This is a genomic window from Cytobacillus sp. IB215665, from assembly GCF_033963835.1.
Taxonomy (GTDB): domain Bacteria; phylum Bacillota; class Bacilli; order Bacillales; family SM2101; genus Nanhaiella.
Genome location: NZ_JAXBME010000012.1, coordinates 1 through 24,107, shown reverse-complemented (window position 1 = coordinate 24,107; position 24,107 = coordinate 1). Strand labels below are relative to the sequence as shown.

General features: G+C 34.1%; 24 protein-coding genes. 12 read left to right on the top strand and 12 right to left on the bottom strand.

What is annotated here, in order from left to right; translation table 11 throughout:
• Positions 1–10: 10 nt before the first annotated feature.
• Complete coding sequence (locus SLH52_RS14530; RefSeq protein WP_320210006.1) at positions 11–856, bottom strand: ABC transporter ATP-binding protein; 846 nt, start codon at positions 854–856, stop codon at positions 11–13.
• A gap of 409 nt (positions 857–1,265) precedes the next feature.
• Between SLH52_RS14530 and adh the strand changes: the two genes are divergently transcribed.
• The 7 genes from adh to SLH52_RS14495 all read left to right on the top strand — a co-directional run bounded on the left by adh (position 1,266) and on the right by SLH52_RS14495 (position 9,489).
• Positions 1,266–2,786 (top strand): aldehyde dehydrogenase, encoded by a 1,521-nt coding sequence (gene adh / locus SLH52_RS14525; protein WP_320210005.1) that lies wholly within the window; start codon positions 1,266–1,268, stop codon positions 2,784–2,786.
• The gene (locus SLH52_RS14520) at positions 2,786–3,133 is read left to right on the top strand and encodes a DUF779 domain-containing protein (RefSeq protein WP_320210004.1); all 348 of its coding nucleotides are present in this window, start codon (positions 2,786–2,788) and stop codon (positions 3,131–3,133) included. Before adh ends, SLH52_RS14520 begins: the two co-directional genes overlap by 1 nt.
• A gap of 561 nt (positions 3,134–3,694) precedes the next feature.
• On the top strand, positions 3,695–4,267 hold the full coding sequence (locus SLH52_RS14515; protein WP_320210003.1) for a sigma-70 family RNA polymerase sigma factor: 573 nt from the start codon (positions 3,695–3,697) through the stop codon (positions 4,265–4,267).
• On the top strand, positions 4,257–5,231 hold the full coding sequence (locus SLH52_RS14510; RefSeq protein WP_320210002.1) for a hypothetical protein: 975 nt from the start codon (positions 4,257–4,259) through the stop codon (positions 5,229–5,231). The genes SLH52_RS14515 and SLH52_RS14510 overlap by 11 nt, the downstream gene beginning before the upstream one ends.
• A gap of 1,038 nt (positions 5,232–6,269) precedes the next feature.
• The gene (locus SLH52_RS14505) at positions 6,270–7,328 is read left to right on the top strand and encodes a metal ABC transporter solute-binding protein, Zn/Mn family (protein ID WP_320210001.1); all 1,059 of its coding nucleotides are present in this window, start codon (positions 6,270–6,272) and stop codon (positions 7,326–7,328) included.
• Between the two features lie 176 nt (positions 7,329–7,504).
• Complete coding sequence (locus tag SLH52_RS14500) at positions 7,505–8,509, top strand: permease (RefSeq protein ID WP_320210000.1); 1,005 nt, start codon at positions 7,505–7,507, stop codon at positions 8,507–8,509.
• A gap of 14 nt (positions 8,510–8,523) precedes the next feature.
• A complete protein-coding gene (locus SLH52_RS14495; protein ID WP_320209999.1) occupies positions 8,524–9,489 on the top strand; it encodes a TIGR03943 family putative permease subunit in 966 nt (321 codons plus the stop codon).
• A 612-nt stretch (positions 9,490–10,101) separates the two neighbouring features.
• Here SLH52_RS14495 and SLH52_RS14490 read toward each other — a convergent pair.
• Positions 10,102–10,740, bottom strand: coding sequence for a histidine phosphatase family protein (locus SLH52_RS14490; protein WP_320209998.1), 639 nt, complete (start codon positions 10,738–10,740; stop codon positions 10,102–10,104).
• 423 nt (positions 10,741–11,163) lie between these two features.
• Here SLH52_RS14490 and SLH52_RS14485 point away from each other — a divergent pair, with 423 nt between their 5' ends.
• Both SLH52_RS14485 and SLH52_RS14480 read left to right on the top strand, forming a co-directional pair.
• Positions 11,164–12,252 carry a type III polyketide synthase gene (locus tag SLH52_RS14485; RefSeq protein ID WP_320209997.1) on the top strand — a complete coding sequence of 363 codons (1,089 nt, stop codon included), beginning with the start codon at positions 11,164–11,166 and terminating at the stop codon, positions 12,250–12,252.
• Positions 12,253–12,271: 19 nt separating this feature from the next.
• Positions 12,272–12,826, top strand: a complete 555-nt coding sequence (locus SLH52_RS14480) for an isoprenylcysteine carboxyl methyltransferase family protein (RefSeq protein WP_320209996.1) — start codon at positions 12,272–12,274, stop codon at positions 12,824–12,826.
• Positions 12,827–12,873: 47 nt separating this feature from the next.
• On the opposite strand, the gene SLH52_RS14475 is transcribed toward SLH52_RS14480, so the two are convergent.
• The 9 genes from SLH52_RS14475 to SLH52_RS14435 form a co-directional block, all read right to left on the bottom strand.
• Positions 12,874–13,407, bottom strand: a complete 534-nt coding sequence (locus tag SLH52_RS14475) for a chromate transporter (RefSeq protein WP_320209995.1) — start codon at positions 13,405–13,407, stop codon at positions 12,874–12,876.
• Complete coding sequence (locus SLH52_RS14470) at positions 13,404–13,955, bottom strand: chromate transporter (protein ID WP_320210136.1); 552 nt, start codon at positions 13,953–13,955, stop codon at positions 13,404–13,406. Before SLH52_RS14470 ends, SLH52_RS14475 begins: the two co-directional genes overlap by 4 nt.
• Before the next feature lie 70 nt (positions 13,956–14,025).
• Positions 14,026–15,636, bottom strand: coding sequence for a gamma-glutamyltransferase (gene ggt, locus SLH52_RS14465; RefSeq protein ID WP_320209994.1), 1,611 nt, complete (start codon positions 15,634–15,636; stop codon positions 14,026–14,028).
• Between the two features lie 280 nt (positions 15,637–15,916).
• The gene (locus SLH52_RS14460) at positions 15,917–16,240 is read right to left on the bottom strand and encodes a hypothetical protein (protein ID WP_320209993.1); all 324 of its coding nucleotides are present in this window, start codon (positions 16,238–16,240) and stop codon (positions 15,917–15,919) included.
• Positions 16,241–16,596: 356 nt separating this feature from the next.
• The gene (locus SLH52_RS14455) at positions 16,597–16,761 is read right to left on the bottom strand and encodes a YvrJ family protein (RefSeq protein ID WP_320209992.1); all 165 of its coding nucleotides are present in this window, start codon (positions 16,759–16,761) and stop codon (positions 16,597–16,599) included.
• A gap of 148 nt (positions 16,762–16,909) precedes the next feature.
• Positions 16,910–17,128, bottom strand: a complete 219-nt coding sequence (locus tag SLH52_RS14450) for a DUF2922 domain-containing protein (protein ID WP_320209991.1) — start codon at positions 17,126–17,128, stop codon at positions 16,910–16,912.
• Positions 17,129–17,208: 80 nt separating this feature from the next.
• Positions 17,209–17,427, bottom strand: a complete 219-nt coding sequence (locus SLH52_RS14445; RefSeq protein ID WP_320209990.1) for a DUF1659 domain-containing protein — start codon at positions 17,425–17,427, stop codon at positions 17,209–17,211.
• A gap of 106 nt (positions 17,428–17,533) precedes the next feature.
• Entirely contained in the window at positions 17,534–19,231 is a 1,698-nt protein-coding gene (locus SLH52_RS14440; protein ID WP_320209989.1) for a methyl-accepting chemotaxis protein, read from the bottom strand.
• A gap of 341 nt (positions 19,232–19,572) precedes the next feature.
• Positions 19,573–20,922 (bottom strand): aspartate kinase, encoded by a 1,350-nt coding sequence (locus tag SLH52_RS14435; protein ID WP_320209988.1) that lies wholly within the window; start codon positions 20,920–20,922, stop codon positions 19,573–19,575.
• A gap of 591 nt (positions 20,923–21,513) precedes the next feature.
• Here SLH52_RS14435 and fbpA point away from each other — a divergent pair.
• Together fbpA and SLH52_RS14425 are read left to right on the top strand one after the other, a co-directional pair.
• On the top strand, positions 21,514–21,930 hold the full coding sequence (gene fbpA / locus SLH52_RS14430) for a Fur-regulated basic protein FbpA (protein ID WP_320209987.1): 417 nt from the start codon (positions 21,514–21,516) through the stop codon (positions 21,928–21,930).
• Entirely contained in the window at positions 21,927–22,085 is a 159-nt protein-coding gene (locus SLH52_RS14425; protein ID WP_320209986.1) for a hypothetical protein, read from the top strand. The genes fbpA and SLH52_RS14425 overlap by 4 nt, the downstream gene beginning before the upstream one ends.
• A 281-nt stretch (positions 22,086–22,366) precedes the next feature.
• On the opposite strand, the gene SLH52_RS14420 is transcribed toward SLH52_RS14425, so the two are convergent.
• Positions 22,367–23,263, bottom strand: coding sequence for a hypothetical protein (locus SLH52_RS14420; protein WP_320209985.1), 897 nt, complete (start codon positions 23,261–23,263; stop codon positions 22,367–22,369).
• A 379-nt stretch (positions 23,264–23,642) separates the two neighbouring features.
• On the opposite strand from SLH52_RS14420, the gene SLH52_RS14415 reads away from it, so the two are divergent.
• Entirely contained in the window at positions 23,643–23,960 is a 318-nt protein-coding gene (locus SLH52_RS14415) for a YbjQ family protein (protein ID WP_320209984.1), read from the top strand.
• Positions 23,961–24,107 lie beyond the last annotated feature (147 nt).

Here is a 24,107-nt window from a genome sequence, read left to right as displayed (position 1 = left end):
GCTAGTTCTCCTATAATGATTCTATTTTGCTTACTGAGATGATTGAATGACCTTGTTGTAAAAGGTGTAGTAATAATTGATCCTTATCCTGTGCCCTTACCATTATTTTTATTTGACCATTCCCTACCGTCAATTGGTGATACACATCCTTAAATTCATATAAGGTATTTTCGTTGCTATTTTGCAAAACTTTACAAACAATCTCATAAGCATTCATCTCTTCATTTATTAATGATTCTTCACTACTAACATTTTTATTATTTATGTACAACACTTTATCTGCCATTTTATCAACTATCGATTTTTCGTGACATGAAAAGATCATTGAGGTACCAGCTTCTTTAATTGCTAATAGATTTTCTACCAAGGATGATTGCATTCTCCGATCTAACCCTGATAGCGGCTCATCCAAAACAAGGATGTCAGGTTCATGAATTAACGCTTGTATAAGACTTACTTTCTGTTTCATTCCTTTTGAAAATGATTGAAGTTGCTTATCTCTTACATGAATCAACTCAAATCTATCAAGTAATTGCATGATTTTCGTGTCTATCTCTTGTCGACTATACCCGTGAATTTTACCTAAATGATACAAATATTCATATGTAGTCATGCGAATATTACCTGTAAACTGTTCAGGGACATAACCAACTCGTTTAGATGGCATGTAAATTGTTCCTTTTGAGGGCATTATGAGACCTGTAATTAATTTAAGTAATGTACTTTTGCCGGAACCATTTTCTCCTATAACAGCAACCGCTTCACCCTTATACAAAGATAACGATATTCCTTCGACTATTGTTAAACCATTAAAAGATTTAGATACATTATCTATTTTACAAATTATGTTACCCAATGACTTCACCCGATCTTAATAGTTGGTTATCACTATCCAATTAAACTATTATTTTTTTGTGTACTATATATGCAATAAGAACCAATAAGGTAGATAAGTCCTTTCATATCTTCTATATTATTTTGCAAAAACTACTTTAATATTGTACCATTTCCATCTTCCAAAACATAACAATAATTTCCACATCAGCTTCATCATTAATAGTTACATGACAGCATGGCATCAACAACCATGCTCCATAAAATGAAGACTTATTATATAAATTACATCATTATAAGGCTACATAATAAATGTAATAAGTACAAAATCCCTCGAATATCATAGCAATGGTAGGGAAACAAGTTTAAGAAAGTTAGTAAGCACACTATTTCCTTATCAAAAATAACTTAATGATAGGAGGAATGAACATTTGATTTACGCAAACCCTGGTTCGCCAAACTCTATTATTACATTTAAGAAGCAATATGATAACTTTATCGGTGGTGAGTGGATCCCTTCTGTAAGTGGTGAATATTTCGATAATATGACGCCGATCACTGGACAAGCGTACTGTCAAGTTGCTAGATCTAATGGTGAAGACATTAACAGAGCTTTAGATGCTGCACATGCAGCAAAGGATACTTGGGGAAAAACAAGTGTTACTGAAAGATCAAATCTATTAAATAAAATAGCTGATCGAATTGAAGAAAACATGGAGAAATTGGCAGTTGCAGAGTCATGGGAAAACGGGAAGCCTGTTCGGGAAACCTTAGCTGCTGATTTACCATTAGCGATCGATCATTTTAGATATTTTGCTGGCTGTATTCGTGCAGAAGAAGGAAGCTTAGCACAAATTGATCAAGACACCGTAGCATACCATTTCCCTGAACCTATTGGGGTTGTAGGTCAAATAATCCCTTGGAATTTCCCTCTATTGATGGCAACGTGGAAGCTTGCACCAGCGTTAGCTGCTGGAAATTGTGTCGTTCTAAAGCCTGCTGAGCAAACTCCAGCATCCATCATGGTGCTTATGGAGTTAATTCAAGACCTACTACCTCCAGGTGTTGTGAATGTTGTTAATGGTTTCGGAGTTGAGGCTGGTAAGCCGCTTGCAACTAGCGATCGAGTTGGGAAAGTTGCATTTACTGGAGAAACAACGACTGGGAGATTGATTATGCAATATGCATCCCATAATATTATCCCTGTAACACTCGAATTAGGCGGTAAATCGCCAAATATTTTCTTTGAAGATGTGATGGCACAAGAGGATGACTTTTTAGATAAAGCAGCAGAAGGCTTTACTATGTTTGCACTAAATCAAGGTGAAGTTTGTACTTGTCCATCAAGAGCTTTGATTCAAGAATCTATTTATGAACCTTTTATGGAGAAGGTCTTATCACGAGTAGAAGCAATTAAACAAGGGAATCCTCTCGATATGAATACGATGATAGGTGCGCAAGCTTCATCAGAACAGCTAGAAAAAATAATGTCATACATCGATATTGCTAACCAAGAAGGAGCAGAATTACTAGCTGGAGGGAAAAGAAATATTCTTGATGGTGAATTACAAGGCGGCTACTATATTGAGCCTACTGTTTTTAAAGGTAACAATAACATGCGCTTCTTCCAAGAAGAGATTTTCGGACCAGTTGTAGCGGTTACAACTTTTAAAGATAAAGAGGAAGCATTACAAATTGCCAATGATACGTTATACGGCTTAGGTGCTGGCGTATGGACCCGAGATATAAATACAGCTTATCGCTTTGGGCGTGAGATCGAAGCTGGTCGTGTATGGACAAATTGCTATCATGCATACCCTGCTCATGCAGCTTTTGGAGGATATAAAATGTCTGGTATTGGACGTGAAAATCATAAAATGATGCTTTCACATTACCAGCAAACGAAAAACTTACTCGTAAGTTATAGTCCAAAGGCGTTAGGGTTCTATTAATGCTTGAAAAGGTGATCGCTACTGAAACTGCGCTAAATCTTATAGCAAAGCTAACAGCAAAACATGGACCTCTTATGTTCCATCAATCAGGTGGCTGTTGTGATGGTAGTTCACCAATGTGTTATGCAAGAGATGAATTTTTAATCGGGGATTCGGATGTATATTTAGGAGATATTGGAAAAACTCCTTTTTATATGAACAAACAGCAATATGAATATTGGAAGCATACTCAATTAATTATTGATGTTGTTGAAGGACGAGGCGGCATGTTTTCCCTAGAAGGCCCAGAGGGAGTAAGGTTTCTTACAAGGTCAAGACTGTTTCCAAACAATGAAAATCAAATGTAAATATCATATTCAGCTGATACCTTGTCAGCTGTTTTTTGTTGTTTGCATAAACCGTAGTCACCCCTCAATATTGACACTTTCAAGGAATATGCTCCTACTTGCTCATCATTAGAAATCTGTTAAACTATTATTTCTTAATAGTATTTTTTTATTTGTAGTTGTGTGCGCTTGGCTTTTTTAGTACTAATGAAGACACGATACAACGATTGCTTGTGGCATTTTTTTTAATAAAACGGTGATAACATCATAAAACAATTTGTTTTGCTGTTGAAATATTATATCAATAACAACATTATTATGAAAAATGCCTTGTAGTTTGTTGTTCACGCCTGGATTATTGAATGTCGTACTAATGAATAGACACGGTACAACGATTTCTTCGGGGCATTTTTTCTTCTTTTATACGGTGACAAATCCCTAACAATTTGTTTTGCTATGGTTAGTTGAGTGAATAGTAAAACAGATTACAATAAAAGCCTTACAAATTATTAATTTTTTTTTTTGAACTTTTTCATGCAATCGAGCCAATAAATAGAGAGAGATAAAAAAGGGGGCTCTAATATGACTGATGAAGAATTACATAGCTGGTTAAAGGAGTTGACAACTGGAAGCGAAAAAGCTTTCGAAGTTGTCTATGAAGAAATACATCATCATGTCTATCGAACTATTTATTTTTTAGTGAATAACAAACAAGATACGAATGATGTGGCAAACGAAGTGTATATCCAATTGATTAAATCCATTGCCAAGTACGATCAGACCAAAACTTTCTATTCGTGGCTAAATGGTCTTATCGTTAAACAAACAGCAAATTGGAATAGAAAGCTTTGGAGAAAATTCAATCTTGATAAGAAAAATCAGTTATTTTCAATCGAAGAACATCCTAGATCAATAGAAGAAACAATGCTAACTAATGAAACGAATAGCCAATTATTACAGCATGTTAATAGGCTGCCATATAAATTAAAGGTAGTCATTGTACTTAGATACTTTCATGACAACAGTTTTGAAGAAATTGCAAACACATTAAATATTCCGATTGGAACAGCAAAATCAAGGCATCATCATGCATTAAAAAATCTTCGAAATAAGAAATTGCCAACTGAAAGTGAGGCTTCATTACATGTTCATTGAAAAGGAATTGAGAAGTGAATTCGAGAAAATATCAAAAAGTATAAAAGAGCCGGACAACATAAAAAACAATGCACAACTTGCATTTAAACATTACCATTCCAATAAAAAAAGAATACGAAATCAATGGTTTAGTAAGTTAGCTATCTCTATGGCATGTCTATTGATATTCTCTGGTTTTGCTTACGCAGCGAATATTATCTACGAATTAACATTTGATAGCTTTGAATTCAACATTTCAGATGACCCAATGATAGACATCCCTAGCCTGAAAGAAAGAGAACACATACAAAACACGATTGAAGATATTCGTGAATCATTGAAGCCTGGAGAATCTGCAATTATGTACAGCTCTGCGTTGGATAATGGTCAGAACGTTTCATTTTCTTTAGCGACCATCAACAATCCTGAGGAAATAAGTATGGAAGATTGGCAAAATCATATGGACGATTACTTTTCACAATACAAAATACCTCAAGCATTATATAACGGGATGACGCTTAAAGCGGCGCATTACCAAACGGTAGTTGGTGGCGTTGAGCCTGAGATGGCTGAAAAATATTACGATACACTAAAGGCTCGATCAACTAAGACTACAGAAAAAATCACATGGTATAATCTAGGGTCTTTACCTTTAAAAAATAATAGCTTATTGGACTTACCAAATTTGATTTATGAAACAGATACAAATGACGAAATTCTTATAACCTATCACCTTCTTACAGATGATGTAGTTTCTATGACTTCGTATATGGGAGAGGATTTTAAGCAATTTACGGTAGACGGAAATGATGCATTTTACGTTGAACCAAATGAAAGTTTATATACGACTAATAAAGAAAAAATACTAAGTTGGATTGAAAACAGGAATGGCCAGCTTATTTTATACAACATAACAACTGAATCAGTAAATATTACTCAAGAAGATCTAATAGCTATTGCAAATAATATGGAAATAGCAAAATAGAAATCAATCAGTTTTTCACTATGTAAAACGAGTTCTATGCTGTAAAGTTAGCTCCTATGATAACCAAAATAGCTAGTCACCTATAAGAATAAATTTATGGGTGACCGCTATGTTCTCATACTATCAGTTAGTTTTATCACTACTTTTAAATGGCTTGGCAAAAAGAATCGTGTAGTTGTCTTTACTTTACACCCATTGATTAAACTACCTGTAAATCATAATGGAGGCTTTATGAACACAATAACCAATAAAAGATTTTACATGTAATTAAAATCGACTTGAATCTTATACAATTTTATACCATCTTTTCAAGCTTTCAAAAAGGTAATAATGTAGATACTCCCCAAAATGAAGAATCTGGTGGAAGTAATGGGATTTTCTGTTTTACTAAACTCCTTTTAACTTTTCTTCACAATATCTTGCATTCTTCCGCAATCTAGCTCTTCCAATTTACTCCTTTATTTTTAAAGTTTATAACTTTTATCATACTGTCCTTCCACATTAGTATTTTCAAAAATTAATTTTTCGTGATTGTTACAAATTTTTCTTCTCAATAAAATAAATAATCTTGGAGCAGTCGTTGTTCATTTCTTTATTCGTTTAAGGTACTTTTTCGCAAACTTTGTCGCCCTTGGGACTAATTTAGAACAGCAACAAATGACCTTATTTAACAAGAGAAAAGATGCTACAACTGCTTGGTTTTAAGTATTTATTTCATAGAACAAAAAGCAATAATCAATGCGATAAATGCTTTTGTTAACAAACATTTATCTTATAAAAACTCAATTTCTTTGTTCATAACAATCCCCACTAAAACAAGTTCCATAATTCTACCTTCAAACTCCTTATCCCATTTTTCTAGTAAGTAATTTAACTATTTTTTATATGTTACATTATTGTAAAAATTTTTTAAATTGTTCTTAAACCATTTACAAACTAATATACATGATTTAGTATATAAAACGAAATGATTACGATTTAACTTTTTTGTAATAAACGTTTTAATTACACAAATTTATTAAGTTAGGAGCTAACAAAATGAAAATCAACAAATCTTTTTATACTTTAGTTTTTGCTATCAGTCTTATTCTTGCAGGCTGCGGAAACTCTGAAACTGTTAAAACAGGAATATCTGAAAATGAAAAAATTACAATTTATACAACGATTTATCCTCTTGAAGATTTCACGAAAAAAATCGGCGAAGACTATGTTGATGTAAAAAGTATTTACCCTCCAAATGTAGATGCTCATTCTTTTGAACCTTCTACAAAAGACATGGTTGCTCTAGCAGAATCTGATTTGTTTATTTACAGTGGAGTTGGAATTGATGCGTTTGCAGAAAATGCGATTAAGTCCTTGAAAAATGAAAGTGTTACTATTTTAGAAGCAGGAGAAGGCATTGAGCTTATAGAATCCTCTCATAACGAGGAACATCCTCATGAAGAGGAAGCTGTTGAAGCTGAAGAACACGGTCATGAAGAGCAAGATGCTGATGCTGAGGAACACGGTCATGAAGACGAAAGCGTTGAAGAGGATGGCGACGAGCATAAGGATGACGTACATAACGATGGTGACCATGATCCTCACATATGGTTAGATCCCCTCCGGGCAATAGAAATAGCCGAAAACATCAAAAATAGTTTGAGTGATTTAAAGCCAGAGCATGCTTCAACATTTGAAAGCAATTATATTCGCTTAAAAGAAAACTTAGAAAAACTTGACCAAGAATTTAAAACTACAATTGAAAGCTCCAAAACGAATATTATTTTAGTCTCTCATGAAGCTTATGGATATTGGGAAGAACGTTATGGTATTGAACAAATTGCTATTACTGGTTTATCTCCTACACAGGAGCCTTCATTGAAACAGTTACAAAATATTATTGAAGAATCAAAAGAACACGATATTCATTATGTTATTTTCGAACAAAGTGTTACACCAAAAGTAGTAGAAACTATCCAGAAGGAATTGGGAGCAGAATCTCTAACTCTCCATAATCTTGAGTCCTTGACAGAAGAAAATATAGAACAAAAGGATGACTATTTCAGCATTATGGGAATGAATTTAAATACCATAAAGACAGCTTTAAATGATTAATAGGCAGACTGTATACTAATTATTGCCCCAAGATGTGGAAGGTATTCCCTTTATAGAACACTTTTACAATTTTGAAATTTAAAAGAAATATGAGGTTTGTAATTTATTCATCCCCTATTAATATATATAATTAATAGGGGAATTGCTGTAAGATCTATTATAGTATGGAGGTTAAAATGAATAAGATTTTACGAAATAATATTATAGATATCACAGGTTTAACGATTATTGCTTTAACCCTTCTTCTTTTTTCAATCAGTACAAGCCTTAGTGATAACTTTGCTTTTCCTCCTTCTTTGCTGAATTTGAATACTATTTTTCTAAGTATATTAATAGAAGCTCTTCCTTTTGTTTTGATAGGCGTATTAATTGCTGGAATGATTCAAATTTTTGTAACCGAAGAACATATTCAAAGGTGGATTCCTAAAAATAAAGTAATGGCGGTCATTATGAGCTGCACTGTTGGAGCGCTTTTTCCTGCATGTGAATGTGGAATCGTTCCAATTGTTCGTAGACTTGTTTCTAAGGGTGTCCCGATTTATGCAGCCATTGGTTTTATGTTAACAGGTCCGCTAATTAACCCAATTGTCATTGCATCTACTTATATGGCATTTGGCAACAATTTAAAAATAGCTGGACTACGCATGGGTTTAGGCTTCTTAATCGCTATTCTCGTTGCTTTAATAATAAGCTTCATTCTTAAAGGTAACCAATTAAAAACATCAACTAGTATAATAACTACTCACTCACATGTCCACACAGAAAAAAAATCTTTTACGAACCGATTCTGGTCAATGTTAGTTCATTCTATTGATGAGTTTTTTGATATGGGAAAATTTCTTATTATTGGTGCTTTTTTAGCGGCGTTTGTACAAACTTATGTACCTGCAAAGACGTTATTGGAGACAGGTAGTGGCCCCGTTTCTTCTTTACTCGTTATGATGGGATTAGCATATGTTTTATCTTTATGTTCTGAAGCGGATGCCTTTATCGGTGCGTCCTTTAGTAGTATTTTCCCTACTTCGTCGATATTAGGCTTCTTAATTTTCGGACCGATGATCGACTTAAAGAATACGTTAATGTTGCTAAGCGTATTCCGCTTTAAATTTGTGATAGGCTTGCTTGCATTGGTTACATCAACTGTATTTATCGTGATCATGCTGCTGCAAAACGTTCTGTAAAGGAGGGAAGAACCATGAAATTTTCTTATCAGCAGGCTGTTAGAGCAATGATATTATTAACGTTTTCAGCGATGCTCTTTAAGCTACATTTTACAGGAGACATTACAAAGTTTATCAATCCCAAATATGTCGGTTTAAGTCAGTCCGCTTCAATCATCTTTTTAATTTTGTTTTTTATCCAAATAACAAGAATCTGGAGTGTTAAAGAATATAGCCACGAGCATTGTTCACATGAAGACCATAACTGTGGACATGACCATGGCAATTCAGCTTTTAACGTAAAAAAGTTAATATCCTATATGATTATTATTGTTCCTTTATTAACTGGGTTCTTTCTTCCTCCAAAGATTCTCGATTCCTCTATTGCTGCTAAAAAAGGAGGTATGGCGGTTTTATCCAGCCAGAAATCTTCCCAGAAAGATACAAATAATACACCAGCAAATGATACGAATGACGATAATACACAAAGTGATACATCGATTAATGATAACACACAAAGTGATGCTTCGATTGATGATAACCTTGTCAATCCTAATATTACGGAAAGCCAGAAAGAAATGTCAAAGGAAGAATTTGATCAACTTATACAAATGCTAGAGGCGACTCCTATAATTGAAATGAATGATTTTGTTTATAATGCCTACTATGAAGAAATCAGTAAAGATGTCACTAAATTCAAAGGAAGAGATATTGAATTAAAGGGATTTGTTTACAAGGAGGATGGATTTGAAGAAAACCAGCTTGTTATATCGAGATTTCTAATTACTCATTGTGTAGCAGATGCTAGCATCATCGGCTTCCTCTCAGAATTCAAGGAAGCTTCTAGTATTGAACAGGATACATGGATCGAGGCGAAAGGAGTATTGGATATCACGACCTATAATGGAATGGAACTTCCTTACATCAAAATTACTGAGTGGAAAAAAATAAGTGTTCCTAAGGAACCTTATCTATATCCAATCAGTGTTAAAATCTTATAAAGAAGTAGGATTTTCCACGCACCATTGCTATAAAAAATGCTTGTATGAAAACCTTTATTATTAAATGAATGTGGAACATTTTCTTTCTCATTATACTTCACTGGGTACTTCCGGAACCTCAAATTTCTTGTATTGTTATCAAAAGACGTGAACAAAGGAAATGGCATCGAAAAATTACTAGACCTTTTAAGTCTGAGAAAGGTTTTATATTTTCTGAGTTGGTGACAATTTGAATGAAATATCATTTATAGCAACTACAAAATAAAGCAATCACTGTTAACAAGACTCATAGTGAGTTAAAGAGAATTGCGTCTTAATTATGTGGACATCATGATGAAGACGCAATTGCTCACATAATCTATTTTGATCACTATCATTTTCACGAACGAATTCTTCCAATTGCAATGGTTCAGTAATAATTTTGAAACTGATAGGATACTAGGAGTTAACAATTAAGCCCTAGAGAAGACGCTTTTCTATTACAGAATAGCTCCATTGTTTTAATAATATTTATAATTAGTGAGTATTGCTCAATCCTTTGGTTAGATAGGGAATAAAAGTCATATAGTGCCCTTTAACCATGAATTGATATTATATTATTACGATCTGCATTCACTTCTCAAAGTGAGTCGTATCACCATGCAATAGTATTTCGTTGTTATGATCACCTATTTCCACAGCAGATAAACTTGCACCATGTATAAATGGACCTTTCCATAGTTCTTCGAGAGGTCTATTTTCAAAATAGGCCATCATCGTTTTAAGCACAACCGCATGTGTAACAAGCAATACATCTCTTCCTTGATTCACATTTATAACATATTTAAGCACATCCAAGCTGCGTTTTTGAACGTCCAAAAAGTTTTCACCAGATTTGCTTTCATAAAACTGTGGCTCTGACCAAAACAACTCACTTTCCTTCGGATATTTTTCTCTAACTTCATCGGTCGTTAACCCTTCCCATTCGCCCATTGCCATTTCATACAAGCGAACATCTGTATGTATGGGGATATCTCGTTTTCCTATGATTTGTTTACTAGTTTCTAATGTGCGACCACTTGGGCTAGAATATACAGCACCTATATTTACATTTTCTAGCCTACTCCCAAGGGTTCGAGCCTGTGTAACCCCATATGCTGTTAGGGGTGAATCTTTCCTACCCTGCATCCTCTTTAAAACATTCCATTCAGTTTGACCATGTCTTGTTATATACAAGCGTGTTACATTGTTATTTGATTGTAGTTTACTCATATTCATTAACACACCTCAGCCAATTCTTTATTTACTTTTACTGTCTATTAGTTGTTAAAGCGTATCCTATTTGATTCAAGGGATATATGTCTTAAATGCTGTATCCGCATCGATTGCCTTTTTAGAATTATACATACACAACATCCTTTGTGGCATCTTTTCACCTAAAAAAAGATGTCAAACATTTCAACCCCCTTCTTCCTTCCTTTGCTAATTTAGTAACAATAGCAACAAGCCCCTTCTAAAATGTGTACATTTAGCTATAAAATCAATATTCTTCATTCTATTATTCTATCATCTTTAAAATTAACTTGCGACTTGACTAACATATTATGGTGATTCAAAACTAAGAGAAAATTTTAGGAAGTATACTATTTTCCATTATGTTACACAATAAACATAACATGTAAATGAGGTGTTTTTATGCCAAAAGTTATATCAATAAGTAAGTATATTCCTCCTTATCAAATTAACCAATTAGCAACTAAAGAAATTGCACAAGAGCTATTTAAAGATAAAATAACTAACATTGATAGGTATCTTCGTGTATTTGAGAATACTGAAATTGAGAAACGTCATTTTACTAAAAATGTTGATTGGTACAAGCAGGAGCATACGTTTGAAGAAAAAAATAATATTTATATTGAAAGTTCAGTACAATACGGGTCTGAAGCAATTAAAAATTGTTTACAAAACGATGTATATTTGAACGAACAGATAAATTTCGAAGAGATCGATGCAATCTTCTTCGTATCAAGCACAGGAATTGCGACACCAACGATAGAAGCAAAAATTATGAATATCCTACCTTTTTCTAATCATACGAAGCGTATTCCTATATGGGGATTAGGGTGTGCTGGTGGGGTAGCAGGCTTATCTCGTGCATTTGACTATTGTAAAGCATATCCTCATTCAAAGGTCATCGTATTATCAATTGAATTATGCAGTTTAACATTTCAAAAAAACGATGCATCAAAAAGTAACATAATCGGAATGTCATTATTTGCTGATGGAGTTGCTGCCTTATGTGTTGTAGGGGATGAAATAAATGCTGATCAATTATCTAAACTGAATACTCTCCCACATATTTCGTGCACTCAGTCAGTGTTTATGAAAAAATCGGAAGACATAATGGGATGGGATGTAACGAATGATGGACTTTCAGTAATCTTTTCAAGACATATCCCTACATTAGTAAATTCTTGGCTGTCACCTGTTGTCCATTCTTTTTTAGAACAACACAACTTAAACATTAATGACATAAATCATTTTATTGCTCATCCAGGAGGAAAAAAAGTCATTGAGGCTTATAAGAATTGTTTACATATGAGTGATGACTTATTACAACCATCGATAACAGTTCTTCAGCAATATGGCAATATGTCATCCCCAACTGTTTTGTATGTACTTGATTTAGTTATGCGACAACATATAAAGCAAGGATCACTAGGCTTAGCCATTGCATTGGGACCAGGATTTTCAGCCGAATTAGCACTATTAACATGGAAATAACATTAATGGAGGTGTAAGTATGATTTTTACTATTTTTTTAACTGTTATCATTATTCAACGACTGTCTGAAATTGCTATAGCAAAATTTAATGAAAAATGGATGATTGCTCAAGGTGGTATAGTCATTCAACAAGACCGTTATCCGCTCATCGTGTTACTACATAGTTGCTTCTTCATATCATTAGTTGTAGAAGTTATTTATTTTGGAAAAACGCTATCTATAGCTTGGCCCTTATTGTTAAGTTTGTTTTTTCTTACCCAAGTTATTCGAGTTTGGGCACTTCATTCGTTGGGTAAACATTGGAACACGAAGATCATCATTTTACCGAACGTAGAATATGTAACAAAAGGACCATATAAATATGTTCAACATCCAAATTATGCAGTAGTAATTATCGAGTTCATTCTTATTCCTATTATGTTTGAAGCTTATTTGACCGCCCTTGTTTTTACTGTATTAAATGCAGTGGTTCTAAAACATCGCATTAAACTTGAGGAAAGTATGCTAGCGAAATATATGAATAGTACAGAGCTAAATAATAAACCTAGATTCATTCCATTGCTGAAAAATTAACGAAGTTAATCCTTCTTCAAAATAAGATAACACCCACGTTTAGGGTGTTATCCTCCTAGAAAAATCGCACCATAGCCAAGTGCTGCAACAATCACATAAGCTGGATGGACTTTCCATCTTTCCAATAACAAATAGCTTAGAATAATTAAGATACCTGTTTGAAGTGTACCTGAGCCTTCATACGAATTAACAAAAAAGCGCATAGCCATTAACCCTAGTAGCACAGCAATCGTAGGCCTTATAAAAGCAGTCATGCGCTTCACTTTTGGCGAGTCTTTAAATTTGTATAAAATACTTAATAACGTAACCATTAAAATCAATGAAGGTGCTACAGTCGCAAAAATCGCTGTGACTGCACCAAGGACACCACCTTGTTGGTACCCTATATATCCAGCCATTTTTGTAGCAATTGGACCTGGCAATGCATTACCAATTGCTATAACTTCACTAAATTCATTAACAGTTAACCAATGATAACGGTGTACAACCTCATTTTCTACTAACGGAATTGAAGCAGGTCCACCACCGTACCCAAGTATTCCTGGTATGAAGAAAGCAAGGAATATTTGCCAATATATCATTTGGAAGCCCCTCCTATTTTATCTTTTTTCATGAGAGCTACCAACAATAAAATGGCAATAATGACTCCAGGGTGTACGTTCAATACTTCTAATAACAATAAACTAACAAGCGCTAAAAAAATTGTCTTTGTCCAGCCCAGTCCTTTTTGAGCGTTATTTAAAAACTGCCATGTTAATACAGCTAGCATAACCCCAACCACTGGAATTACCGCTTTTGTCATCCCAATAACCCACGGTTGGTCTTTGACAGATGTTAATGATGTTAATAACAGAATCATCAGGAAAATTGTTGGAACAATTGTCGCTAGTACTGCATTAATCATCCCTAATATACCAGCGACACGATAACCAATATATCCCGCCATCTTCGTAGCAATGGGGCCAGGTAGCGCGTTGCCCAAAGCTAATACATCTGCAAACTCATCATCGTTCATCCATTTATATTTTTCCACGACTTCCTTATGTACTAGTGGAATACTGGACGGACCACCACCATAACCTAGCATACCAACTCTAAAAAATGCTAAAAAAAGGTGTATTTGCTTCATCTTCATCATTTCCTTCTAGTCAAGCTTTAAGTACAAGGTACTTTAAACCATAATCTATTTCATTGGATTTCTAATATGCCGCAATTGTACCATCTGTACGTGACTCTGTACCACCTGAGAGCACTCCTGTTTGCTTGTCACGACAAATAATTTGCCCACGACCAAACTCTCCACGATCTGTTGCAATTTCAATCTCATGACCTTTTCGAGCTAGTTGTTGAGCTATATGATTCGGGAAGTTATGCTCTACTCTTACTTTTTTACCATCAATCCACTGCCACCTAGGGGCATCAAGCGCTGCTTGTGGATTTAAATGAAAGTCAATCATATTCATTACGACTTGTAAATGACCTTGGGGCTGCATATATCCTCCCATTACACCAAATGGTCCTACCGCCTCATTATCTTTCGTTAAAAATCCTGGAATAATTGTGTGGTAAGTTTTTTTGCCAGGTTGTAGTGCGTTTTCGTGTGTTTCGTCGAGCGAGAACTCTTGTCCACGGTTTTGCAGAGCAATACCAGTGCCAGGAACAACTAAACCTGATCCAAAACCCATATAATTACTTTGGATGAATGAAACCATATTTCCTTCTTCATCAGCTGTAGCTAAATAAACAGTACCGCCTTTCGGTGGTTTCCCAGCTTCTGGTAATATAGCTTGTTCAGTAATTTCGTTTCGCCTAATTTGTCCATATTCATCAGACAATAGTTGGTTAACGGAAGTAGACATATGGTCTGGATCAGTTATATACGCTTTACCATCAGTAAATGCCAGTTTCATTGCTTCGATTTGTTTATGATATGTATTAACATCGTCTTTATTTGAGAAATTAAATCCTTTTAGTGTGTTAAGTGCCATTAGAGCAATAAGGCCTTGTCCATTAGGCGGGATCTCCCACACATCATAACCACGATAATTAACTGAAATAGGTCTTACCCATTCCGGTTTATATGCTGCAAGATCTTCCCATGCTAAAAAGCCATCATATTGTTTTGAGTAAGCTGCGATTTTTTCTGCAAGTTCCCCTCGATAAAAGCTCTCTCCATTTGTTTCAGCAATTAAACGTAAAGTTTCCGCATGTCCTTGAGAACGCCAAAGCTCCCCAATTTCAGGTGCCCTTCCTTCAGGAGCAAACGTTTCAAACCAGTGAGTAAATTCTTTATCAGTAAATATTTTTTTAAATATTTTGTAAGCAGAATTCCAATACTTACCTAATACAGGTGATATCGGAAACCCCTTTTCAGCATATTCGATTGCTGGTGCTAAGACATCACTCAATGGAAGTTTGCCGAATTTTTTTGATAGCTCTGCCCATGCACTTGGCGCACCAGGTACGGTAACCGGTAACCAACCAAATTTAGGCATTTTCTCATAGCCCCTCGATTTAACTGCATCAATTGAAATATTTTTAGGAGCTGGGCCACTTGCATTTAGACCATGCAGCTCGCCTTTCGTCCAAACTAATGCAAAAGCATCGCCGCCAATACCATTTGAAGTTGGTTCTACAACAGTTAAACATGCTGCTGTTGCTATGGCTGCATCAATGGCATTTCCACCTTTTTTCAAAATATCTAAGCCAGCTTGAGCTGCCAAAGGTTGTGATGTGGCTACCATACCTTTGCGGGCTATAGTTGTCATTCGTTGTGAAGAATAAGGATAACTTAAGAAATCTATACTCATCTGTTTTTCCACCCCATTAGCTTTCAATTGTAAACATAAAAAATATTCTAATTGTAGATTATAAATTAATCAATCAGAAAAATCTATTATTTAATGAGAATTCCTTACATGTTGTACTAATTATGATTGTTAGACATATAAAAATTTTACTCTAAAGTAAATCTATAGAATATTATCCACCAATTTCATGCATTTTTATGATATATCTTTGCAATATGTAATTCACTATATCAATATAGTATTCAAGTTATCAAAAGGAACCTAAAAAAAGACAGTCTCGTTATGCAATCGAAGACTGACCTTTTCTATTAAACATAAATGTTATTATCGCCATAGCTAATAGTATGGACAGTTTGAAATAATAATTTGGAACGAAAAGTCCAATTACAAACAGAGTTAAAATAGTTGATAGCTCTACCAATTTGTTTTTTATCGATTTATTTTCGATTATAAAATTAGCTAACATGTCACAGCACACCCAAACAACAATACCTACATAAATTGTTGTTTGATGTTCTAACACATCTTCAAGACTAAAAATAAATGCTGTAAAAAATGTTACTAGCCCAACCATCTTAATAAGTAAATATCCTACCTTTTTCATGATGGCCTCCATAATTTTAGAGTTTGTCCTAGTTTCATTAAGGCTGTTTTCGCAATGACTGTTGATTTTTCACACAATAAACAGGTATACAACGAAATTTTCGTGGCATCTTTCCCTCGATAAAACGATGACAACTGATAAAGGCCTCGTTTTGTTGTTGTAATTTCATACAATGAAGTGTACGAAAAAGAGCCTTCATTAAAAAACATTAACTATGTTAACATATTTTTCATCCATTATCAATGTCAAAATGGTGAAGCTATGATACATTCCTTGAATGATAGTAAACTCGTTAAAATTAACTCTAAAAGTCCCACCAAGAAAGGTGGGACCTTGAGTCGGAATCAAATTATAAATTAGCTACTTCTCTTACTCGGTAAAAACTCATCTCCACTATTATTTTGTAAGCTTTTAATGGTTCGTATCACAACATCAAGCTTAACTTCAATACGGTGTAATAAATAAAATGATATGACAATGGGAAAGCCAACTTCACTAACGTAAGAGAGCCATTGATCCATTCCAATTCCCCCCTTCATGTACAAAAGTTAGCATAATAAATGATCAATATACCGCCATACAACATGAACACTATATCTGATTGATAATTTTCCTAAACGTATTAATCATCAGGGCAACCTAGTGAATACACTCAACTTAAGTCAGGTTTTAGAGTATTTGAATGTCTGTTACATTCCGTTCTACAACACGGGCACCTTTTTTTCTAATAAATCCCCCACCAGATGAAGTGAATACGTCTGATGAAAGGATTGTATCCATGACTGAAGATACAAGCGTAGTATCAACTGGTTCTGTTGGGTTTTCAATAAAGATTGTACCTACTTTTCCTTCTTCATTCTCAAACTTCAGCTCTAAAGTTTTTGCCAAAACTTACACCTCCTCATTACAATATGAATGGTTGATTATGCTCAATTGTCATCATCTACTAAACTAAATTAAAGCTAATATTATTGAACTAGTTGTTGAGAGTCGTTTCTTTCAACACGATGCACTGCATTTTCCTGAAGACTAATGATTGCTTCAGCAGCAGTATAGAGTTCATCTGTTGTTGCTGTTGTTTTTACATTGTTGTAGTTTTTATTTCGAAATATCTGCTTTCCTTCCTCATCAGTGCCTAAATCGTAAATAATCCGTAATTGGGAATCAGTTATAATTGCTTGCGCCAATCTTCTCACCTCCTTTGCTATATTAATAGCGATAACAAGGTAAAAAGTAGCGTTCAAACACAAAAAAGCTACTCAAATTAAGTAGCTTTCCTGTTGGAATTTAAGCTTATACTTTAAATTGGTTAATAGACTCCTGAAGTTCCATCGCTAAATGGCTTAAAGCTTCTGCAGACGATGCTACCTCCTCCATCGTAGCATTTTGTTCTTCAGCAGCCGCTGCAACATGTTGTGTACTTGCAGCAGCTTGTTCTGCAATCGATGAAGTATGTTCAACTACAGATATAATACTTTGAGCGTTAGTGTTCACTTGTTCAACGACAGTAGATACTTCTAGTGATTGAATTGCAATGCCCTTTATACTAGATTCAATCTCACTGAACGCTTGACCAGTTTGGTTGACGAGGTTTATCCCATCTCGAACAGCACTTGTACCAGCATTCATTGCTGTAATTGCTTTCGTAGATTCAACTTGCACTTCATTTATAATGTGATGTATCTTGTTAGCAGCACGACCAGACTCCTCCGCGAGTTTACGAACTTCATCAGCAACTACTGCAAAACCACGCCCATGCTCTCCAGCCCTAGCAGCCTCTATAGCTGCATTTAATGCCAATAAATTAGTTTGTTCAGCAATATCAGTTATTAATGAGACAATTTGTCCAATTTGGTTAGATTTTTCCCCAAATGCATCAAGGACAATTGAGGTTGCTTCTACCTTATCGTGAACGAGATTCATCTGTTCAACTGTTTGAGTAACGACTGCTGATCCTGATGTAGCTTTTTCTTTCGCAATTTCAGATGCTTGTGCAACTGATTGAATTGAAGCAGTTACCTCTGTCATTCCTTTAGAAATCTCATTTATCGCAGTTGAAGATTCTTTTGCACCAGTCATTTGCTGCTCTGCACCACTAGTAATTTCTTGAATATCGTTAGAAATTTGTTCACTAGCTCTACTAGTTTGTTCAGCACTTGCAGTAAGTTGTTGAGAGGATGCAGCAACCTGTTCAACGTTCTTTATCACACTGCGGATTAAATTTGCAACGTTCTTACCCATTACATTAAATGCAGTACCTAACTTACCAATTTCATCCTTAGTTTTCACTTGTAAAGGATCTATCGAGAAATCTCCTTTTGCAAGACTATCTAGTCCATACAATACATGTAATAATGGTTTTTTTATGCTTCTTCTTAAAACAAGTAACAATATAACTGTTATTACGATAATTGCTATCGATACAACAATTGCCAACAATCTCATTTGTTTAAAAACAGCTGTACTTTCCTCGCTTGCTTTTATCGCTTCATCTTTGTTAATGGCTAATAATTTCTCAATATATACGTTTGTGTTATTAAAAATTTTACTAGCAGTGTTTACCATTTCATTAATTTCATCGATATCCTGGTTGTCTCCCATCTCGTCTATTCTATCGATAAAATCATAATGAAAGTTGATGTATTTTTCCCACAATGACACAAATTCACTAAACAATCTATTTTCTTCAATTAACAGACCTTTATTTTGATACAACTCAATTTCTTCGCCTATTTTCTCAATCGTATAATCCATTTTATTTATTATGTTTTTTTCTTGTTTATTTATATATGTAAGTTCTAATCTGAATAAATGCTCCTTCATATAATTCAATTTATTAATTGATTCGACACTAGGCAACCACTTTGTCGTGATTTTTTCTGTTTTTTCATTCATTTGTTGTTGTTGATAAATACCTAGACCTCCAACAAAGAACAATCCTACTATTATAACTGCAAATGATAATGTGAGCTTTTTTCCAACTGAATTCATGATAGCCCCCCACGCTACTTTAATGTAATATCTACCTTTAATAATAAAGAATTCCAGTTAGTTTTGTCTATAAAATTTAGGTATCTTTTGTATGTAAGAGGTTTTTCCATCACTATTTTCCTATTAAATTTTTGCTTTTTCGTACTAAGAGCTAATTATGAATAAACTATTGTTCCTACCATCTTTTCTTATGAAAAGATGGTAATAATCATATATAACATAAGCAACTGCTCAAATATGTAAAAAAGAGAACAATTCAATACAAATTTTATTCTAAAAATAAATAAGGCTTACTCATTCTTTTAAAGAACAAGTAAGCGGATACTTCAGCTAATTATATTTTATTTGTAAAAGTTCTTATATAATGAGCGTACTGCTCTGTCGACAGCTGATGCTTTAACCCCAAACATCATGCTCACCTCAGAAGACCCTTGGTTGATCATTTCAATATTCACTTCAGCTTTAGCAAATGCTTCAGTAGCTTTTGAGGCTATACCTATACTATGATTCATACCTTCACCAACAACCATAATCATAGCTAAATTTCTCTCAATAGATATATCGTCTACGTGCAATTCTGTTTGAATTCTGTCTAGCAACTTATCTTCTTTTAATCCATCTAGCTGATGCTCGCGTAATATTATTGACATATTATCAATTCCCGAAGGAGTATGTTCATACGACACACCTTCATCTTCCAGAATTTGCAACAACCTTCTCCCAAAACCTATTTCTCTATTCATTAAAAATTTACTCACAAAAATACTACAAAACCCTGTATCACTAGCAATCCCAACAACTGGATTTTCACCAATTTCTCTTTCAGATAAAATGAGTGTGCCTTCTGCTTCAGGATTATTCGTATTCTTTACACAAACCGGTATTTTAGCCTTAAATACTGGCTGTAATGCCTCGTCATGAAAGACCGAAAAGCCAGCATAAGATAGTTCACGCATTTCACGGTATGATAATTCTTTTATGTCTTTCGGTTGATTAACAATATTTGGATTTACACAATATATAGAATCAACATCAGTAAAGTTTTCATAAAGATCTGCATGGACGCCAGCCGCAACAATAGCCCCAGTTATATCTGATCCACCTCTAGAGAATGTAACTAATTGTCCTTTAGGAGAGTAACCAAAAAAACCTGGTATGATTAAAAATCCACTTCTGTTCCTAAGTTTGTATAAATTTTCGTATGATTCAGGTAAAATATTTGCGTTTCCCGGCTCCTCACTCACAATAATCCCTGCTTCTTTCGGATTAACATAATTTGCCTCAAAGCCTAAGTGATCCAAATAATATGCCATTAGCTTTGCGTTATTGTCTTCACCACTCGCTTTTATTCTATCTAAAAATTGCTCATCATCATCTTGATAAGATTCAATTACATTTTTAATACTCTTTTCAATTTCTGAAACAATATTACTTGATAACTCTAGACCTGCAGCTATCTCAGCATATCGCTGTAAAATTGCAGCTTGAGCATCTTCATACGTGTCTCTCTCTATAACTTTTTCTGCTAGTGTAATTAGCATATCAGTCATTTTAGTATCTTCCTTATGCCTCTTGCCAGGAGCAGAAACTACGACAAACTTTCTCTGTACGTCTGCTGTTATTATTGAAGCTACCTTTCTAAATTGCTCAGCACTCGCTACTGAACTACCACCAAATTTTGCCACTTTCATCTTCATTAACACCTTTCCATCAAGTTAATCATTGCATTAACGCATTAATTTGTTTAAATTTTTATAATATTTTATACTACCACATTTTCACCCTTTTTTGTCAGTATAAAAAATTCCAAATTGTTTAACTACACCTTTTTTGAGTTTACTATCCCTTTATCCAAGGCTGTTTTCGTTTCTTCATTAGTTATAAGCACATACACGCCTTAACGTTAGGAGCATTTTTTCTACTTTTAAAATTATTGAGGTCTCAGAGTAAAAATAGTAACAAAGTTTGCAACAAAAGACTTATCTAAATATATATTGTGTTTCATTTTCTAACTACTCTATTACACTATTAAACAGAAATCAATTTCAATCATGTAGCGTTTAGTTTTTTAAAGAAAAAATGAATTTACAGAAATACATAAGCTATAACACATTTATCACATATTGTTTTGTTAACATCTAGTCAAGGTAGTAAACACCAATGCTCATTTTTTAATAAGCTTTATGAACAATAATCAGCATTGAGCAGCACAAATCAATGATTCATTCTTAAAAAAATATGTATATTAACATATCATACTAAACAATTTGGAGGAAATTTTAATGAAAAAACTTAGAGCCTTAACATTAGCAGGTGCAATTACATTGAGCGGACTAACTACAAACAATGTACTTGCAAACAGTGAAGAGCAAACTGACACATCGAAAGTTATTTACTCTGAAACAACAAGCAAAGAGACAAAACATGAAGATGATAAAAAACAATCTAATGCAAATATGTCAGCGGTAAATATTGACGCTAATAATATTCCACTTGAAACAATGAAAAAAATAATGAATACAGTCGACGAAGAAAACGAAAGTTCAATACATGAGACAATACAAGATTTAGGGATATCTATACTTATAGATAATGGGGTTTTCAAATCACCTGACGATCGCCACCTCTATGAACTTAATCAAAGTGAATTATTCACATTATTAGAATCAGTTTATTTGCAGAAAGAGGTATCAATATGAATAAAAATAAAAAAATGTATATATACGAAGTAATGTCGAAAAAGAAATCAGAGGATAAAAAGCTAGAATCCGATCAAATACGTTATCAACGGAAAATTATTCTTGAAGAAGCAAAGGATTATGGTGAAAATGGAAGAAACTACGATTTTCGATGACTAGCAATAAGGAGTTGTCTCAAACTAATTGCGCTCGTTCAATAAAACTAAAATCTAAACAGGTGGAGAGTGTACTCCACCTGTTTGAACAACTCCATATGTGTGGCACTTTTTCTTCTTGGATAGATGAAAACTCTGTATAGCTTCGTATTCTAATTTTACAAAATTATCACGTTGATTTTCAAATTGTTGTACAACCATGTTTCGAAGTATAGATGATCATTGTACTTACGTCATTCATCTTCTAGCTTGAGATTTTAAAGCATTACCATATCATTCGTTTACTCAGAATATAAATGATGTCCTAACTTAATCTGTTCATCAATGTTTTTCAAAATCAGAAACAAACAATATATGATTACAACGTTAAACAATGGAAATAGTATAATCTCACTAATACTAACGTGGACACCTGATAATAATTGACTAATAATCATTCCTGTAATTGCAGTTAGCATTGTGATTCCTTTAACAGTTACGATTGATGCAAGTAAATAACCGAAAGAATTTTTTCGTAGTACTAAATAACCTGATAAAATTGAAATTGGTACAAGAAATCCAAGATCAAGTGCTTGTATCACTAATGTGTTATAGTGTTCCAAGCCAATAGGTATTGAATTGTCAATAAGAGCGGGCACAATCCTACCTAGCCACATCAATCCAACTGCTACACCTATGAATAATAAAAATCCACCTACAAACTTTGTGGGAAACTGGTTATCGAAAACGGAAGAGCTTAGCTTTTTCAAATCAAATGACGTCATGGCGAGTGTAAATGCAAAAAACGCCGCTGACATCAAAAGTACATATATAAGAAAAAATGGATTATACATCGATAGAAAAGAATACGAAGTATACGTATATAAAAAATACCCTAAAGTACCTGTGAGTAAAATATCACCTTTTAATAGTCCCTTCCTAGACATATATAGAGATATAATAAGTAAAGGAATACCTACTACTATCGTCACGATATCTTGTGCAATTGCCTGTGACGCTATGGATATAGAATCATATTGATACAACCCATTTCCTTGTACAGTTACTGTTTCCCCACGTACAGACATAAATTCAAACTGACCTGGTCCTTGATTTGAGAAAACACCATAAACAGACGAAATCAATGATAAGACTATAATAAGTATAACGAGCATCTTAATTAACTTTGCGTGCTTCATATTAGCTCCACTCCCCCATTATGAATGATATGCATATTTCCACCAGAGTTCGCAGTTTAATATATTTCATTGTTTAGCACAAAATCTCTCTACTATATTTTACCTTATGATGACCTATACGTTCAGTCTATCTAATGACAACTTTATGAATGCTCTTTTTGTAACCTTCTAACTAGAACTTCTAGTGGAGGCTTAACAGCTTGTTCTCATTTTTTATAAGTAAGAATGCTTTGAACTCTAATTGAATAAGTATGTATTTCTTAGGACAAAACAACTTTAGTAAAAAAGTTGAAGTAAAAATGAATCTCTTTTTGCAGTTAATCGTATTAATTATTATAGGAATTCAAAATCACGATTCCATTATAAGGAGGAATTATGAATGATTGTAACAACAACAAATTCGTTAGAAGGTAAGAAAATTGAATCGTATTTAGGTATCGTCACAGCTGAGGCTATTATGGGTGCTAACGTCGTCCGAGACTTTTTAGCAAGTGTAACAGACATCATTGGCGGTAGAAGTGGGACATATGAGAGTAAGTTAGCTGAAGGACGTCGTGCGGCAATTGCTGAAATGGAAGGAAAAGCAAAGCAGTTAGGTGCTGATGCGGTAATTGCTGTAGACTTAGACTTTGAAACACTAAGAGATGGAATGATGATGGTTGTTGCTACAGGTACTGCAGTGAAATTTGCTAAATAGTACTTTTTATATAGCTCTTTTCATATGCTTTGATCTATTGTAATAAAATCATTAATAAAGAAGTACCAAGTAAATATAAAGCAAAAGAGGCTGGGACAAAACCCACCTCTGAAATGAAAAAGCCGTTGAAATTTTACTCGTTGTAAA

Excerpts from the sequence above, each read along its gene's own strand:
- SLH52_RS14475 (WP_320209995.1), bottom strand. The coding sequence starts at position 13,407 with ATGATATATTGGCAAATATTCCTTGCTTTCTTCATACCAGGAATACTT.
- SLH52_RS14515 (WP_320210003.1), top strand. The coding sequence starts at position 3,695 with ATGACTGATGAAGAATTACATAGCTGGTTAAAGGAGTTGACAACTGGA.
- SLH52_RS14460 (WP_320209993.1), bottom strand. The coding sequence starts at position 16,240 with ATGAAAAAGGTAGGATATTTACTTATTAAGATGGTTGGGCTAGTAACA.
- SLH52_RS14500 (WP_320210000.1), top strand. The coding sequence starts at position 7,505 with ATGAATAAGATTTTACGAAATAATATTATAGATATCACAGGTTTAACG.
- SLH52_RS14495 (WP_320209999.1), top strand. The coding sequence starts at position 8,524 with ATGAAATTTTCTTATCAGCAGGCTGTTAGAGCAATGATATTATTAACG.
- ggt (WP_320209994.1), bottom strand. The coding sequence starts at position 15,636 with ATGAGTATAGATTTCTTAAGTTATCCTTATTCTTCACAACGAATGACA.
- SLH52_RS14510 (WP_320210002.1), top strand. The coding sequence starts at position 4,257 with ATGTTCATTGAAAAGGAATTGAGAAGTGAATTCGAGAAAATATCAAAA.
- SLH52_RS14520 (WP_320210004.1), top strand. The coding sequence starts at position 2,786 with ATGCTTGAAAAGGTGATCGCTACTGAAACTGCGCTAAATCTTATAGCA.
- SLH52_RS14485 (WP_320209997.1), top strand. The coding sequence starts at position 11,164 with ATGCCAAAAGTTATATCAATAAGTAAGTATATTCCTCCTTATCAAATT.
- SLH52_RS14435 (WP_320209988.1), bottom strand. The coding sequence starts at position 20,922 with ATGAAAGTGGCAAAATTTGGTGGTAGTTCAGTAGCGAGTGCTGAGCAA.
- SLH52_RS14415 (WP_320209984.1), top strand. The coding sequence starts at position 23,643 with ATGATTGTAACAACAACAAATTCGTTAGAAGGTAAGAAAATTGAATCG.
- SLH52_RS14480 (WP_320209996.1), top strand. The coding sequence starts at position 12,272 with ATGATTTTTACTATTTTTTTAACTGTTATCATTATTCAACGACTGTCT.
- SLH52_RS14455 (WP_320209992.1), bottom strand. The coding sequence starts at position 16,761 with ATGGATCAATGGCTCTCTTACGTTAGTGAAGTTGGCTTTCCCATTGTC.
- SLH52_RS14440 (WP_320209989.1), bottom strand. The coding sequence starts at position 19,231 with ATGAATTCAGTTGGAAAAAAGCTCACATTATCATTTGCAGTTATAATA.
- fbpA (WP_320209987.1), top strand. The coding sequence starts at position 21,514 with ATGAAAAAACTTAGAGCCTTAACATTAGCAGGTGCAATTACATTGAGC.
- SLH52_RS14425 (WP_320209986.1), top strand. The coding sequence starts at position 21,927 with ATGAATAAAAATAAAAAAATGTATATATACGAAGTAATGTCGAAAAAG.
- SLH52_RS14505 (WP_320210001.1), top strand. The coding sequence starts at position 6,270 with ATGAAAATCAACAAATCTTTTTATACTTTAGTTTTTGCTATCAGTCTT.
- SLH52_RS14490 (WP_320209998.1), bottom strand. The coding sequence starts at position 10,740 with ATGAGTAAACTACAATCAAATAACAATGTAACACGCTTGTATATAACA.
- SLH52_RS14470 (WP_320210136.1), bottom strand. The coding sequence starts at position 13,955 with ATGAAGCAAATACACCTTTTTTTAGCATTTTTTAGAGTTGGTATGCTA.
- SLH52_RS14420 (WP_320209985.1), bottom strand. The coding sequence starts at position 23,263 with ATGAAGCACGCAAAGTTAATTAAGATGCTCGTTATACTTATTATAGTC.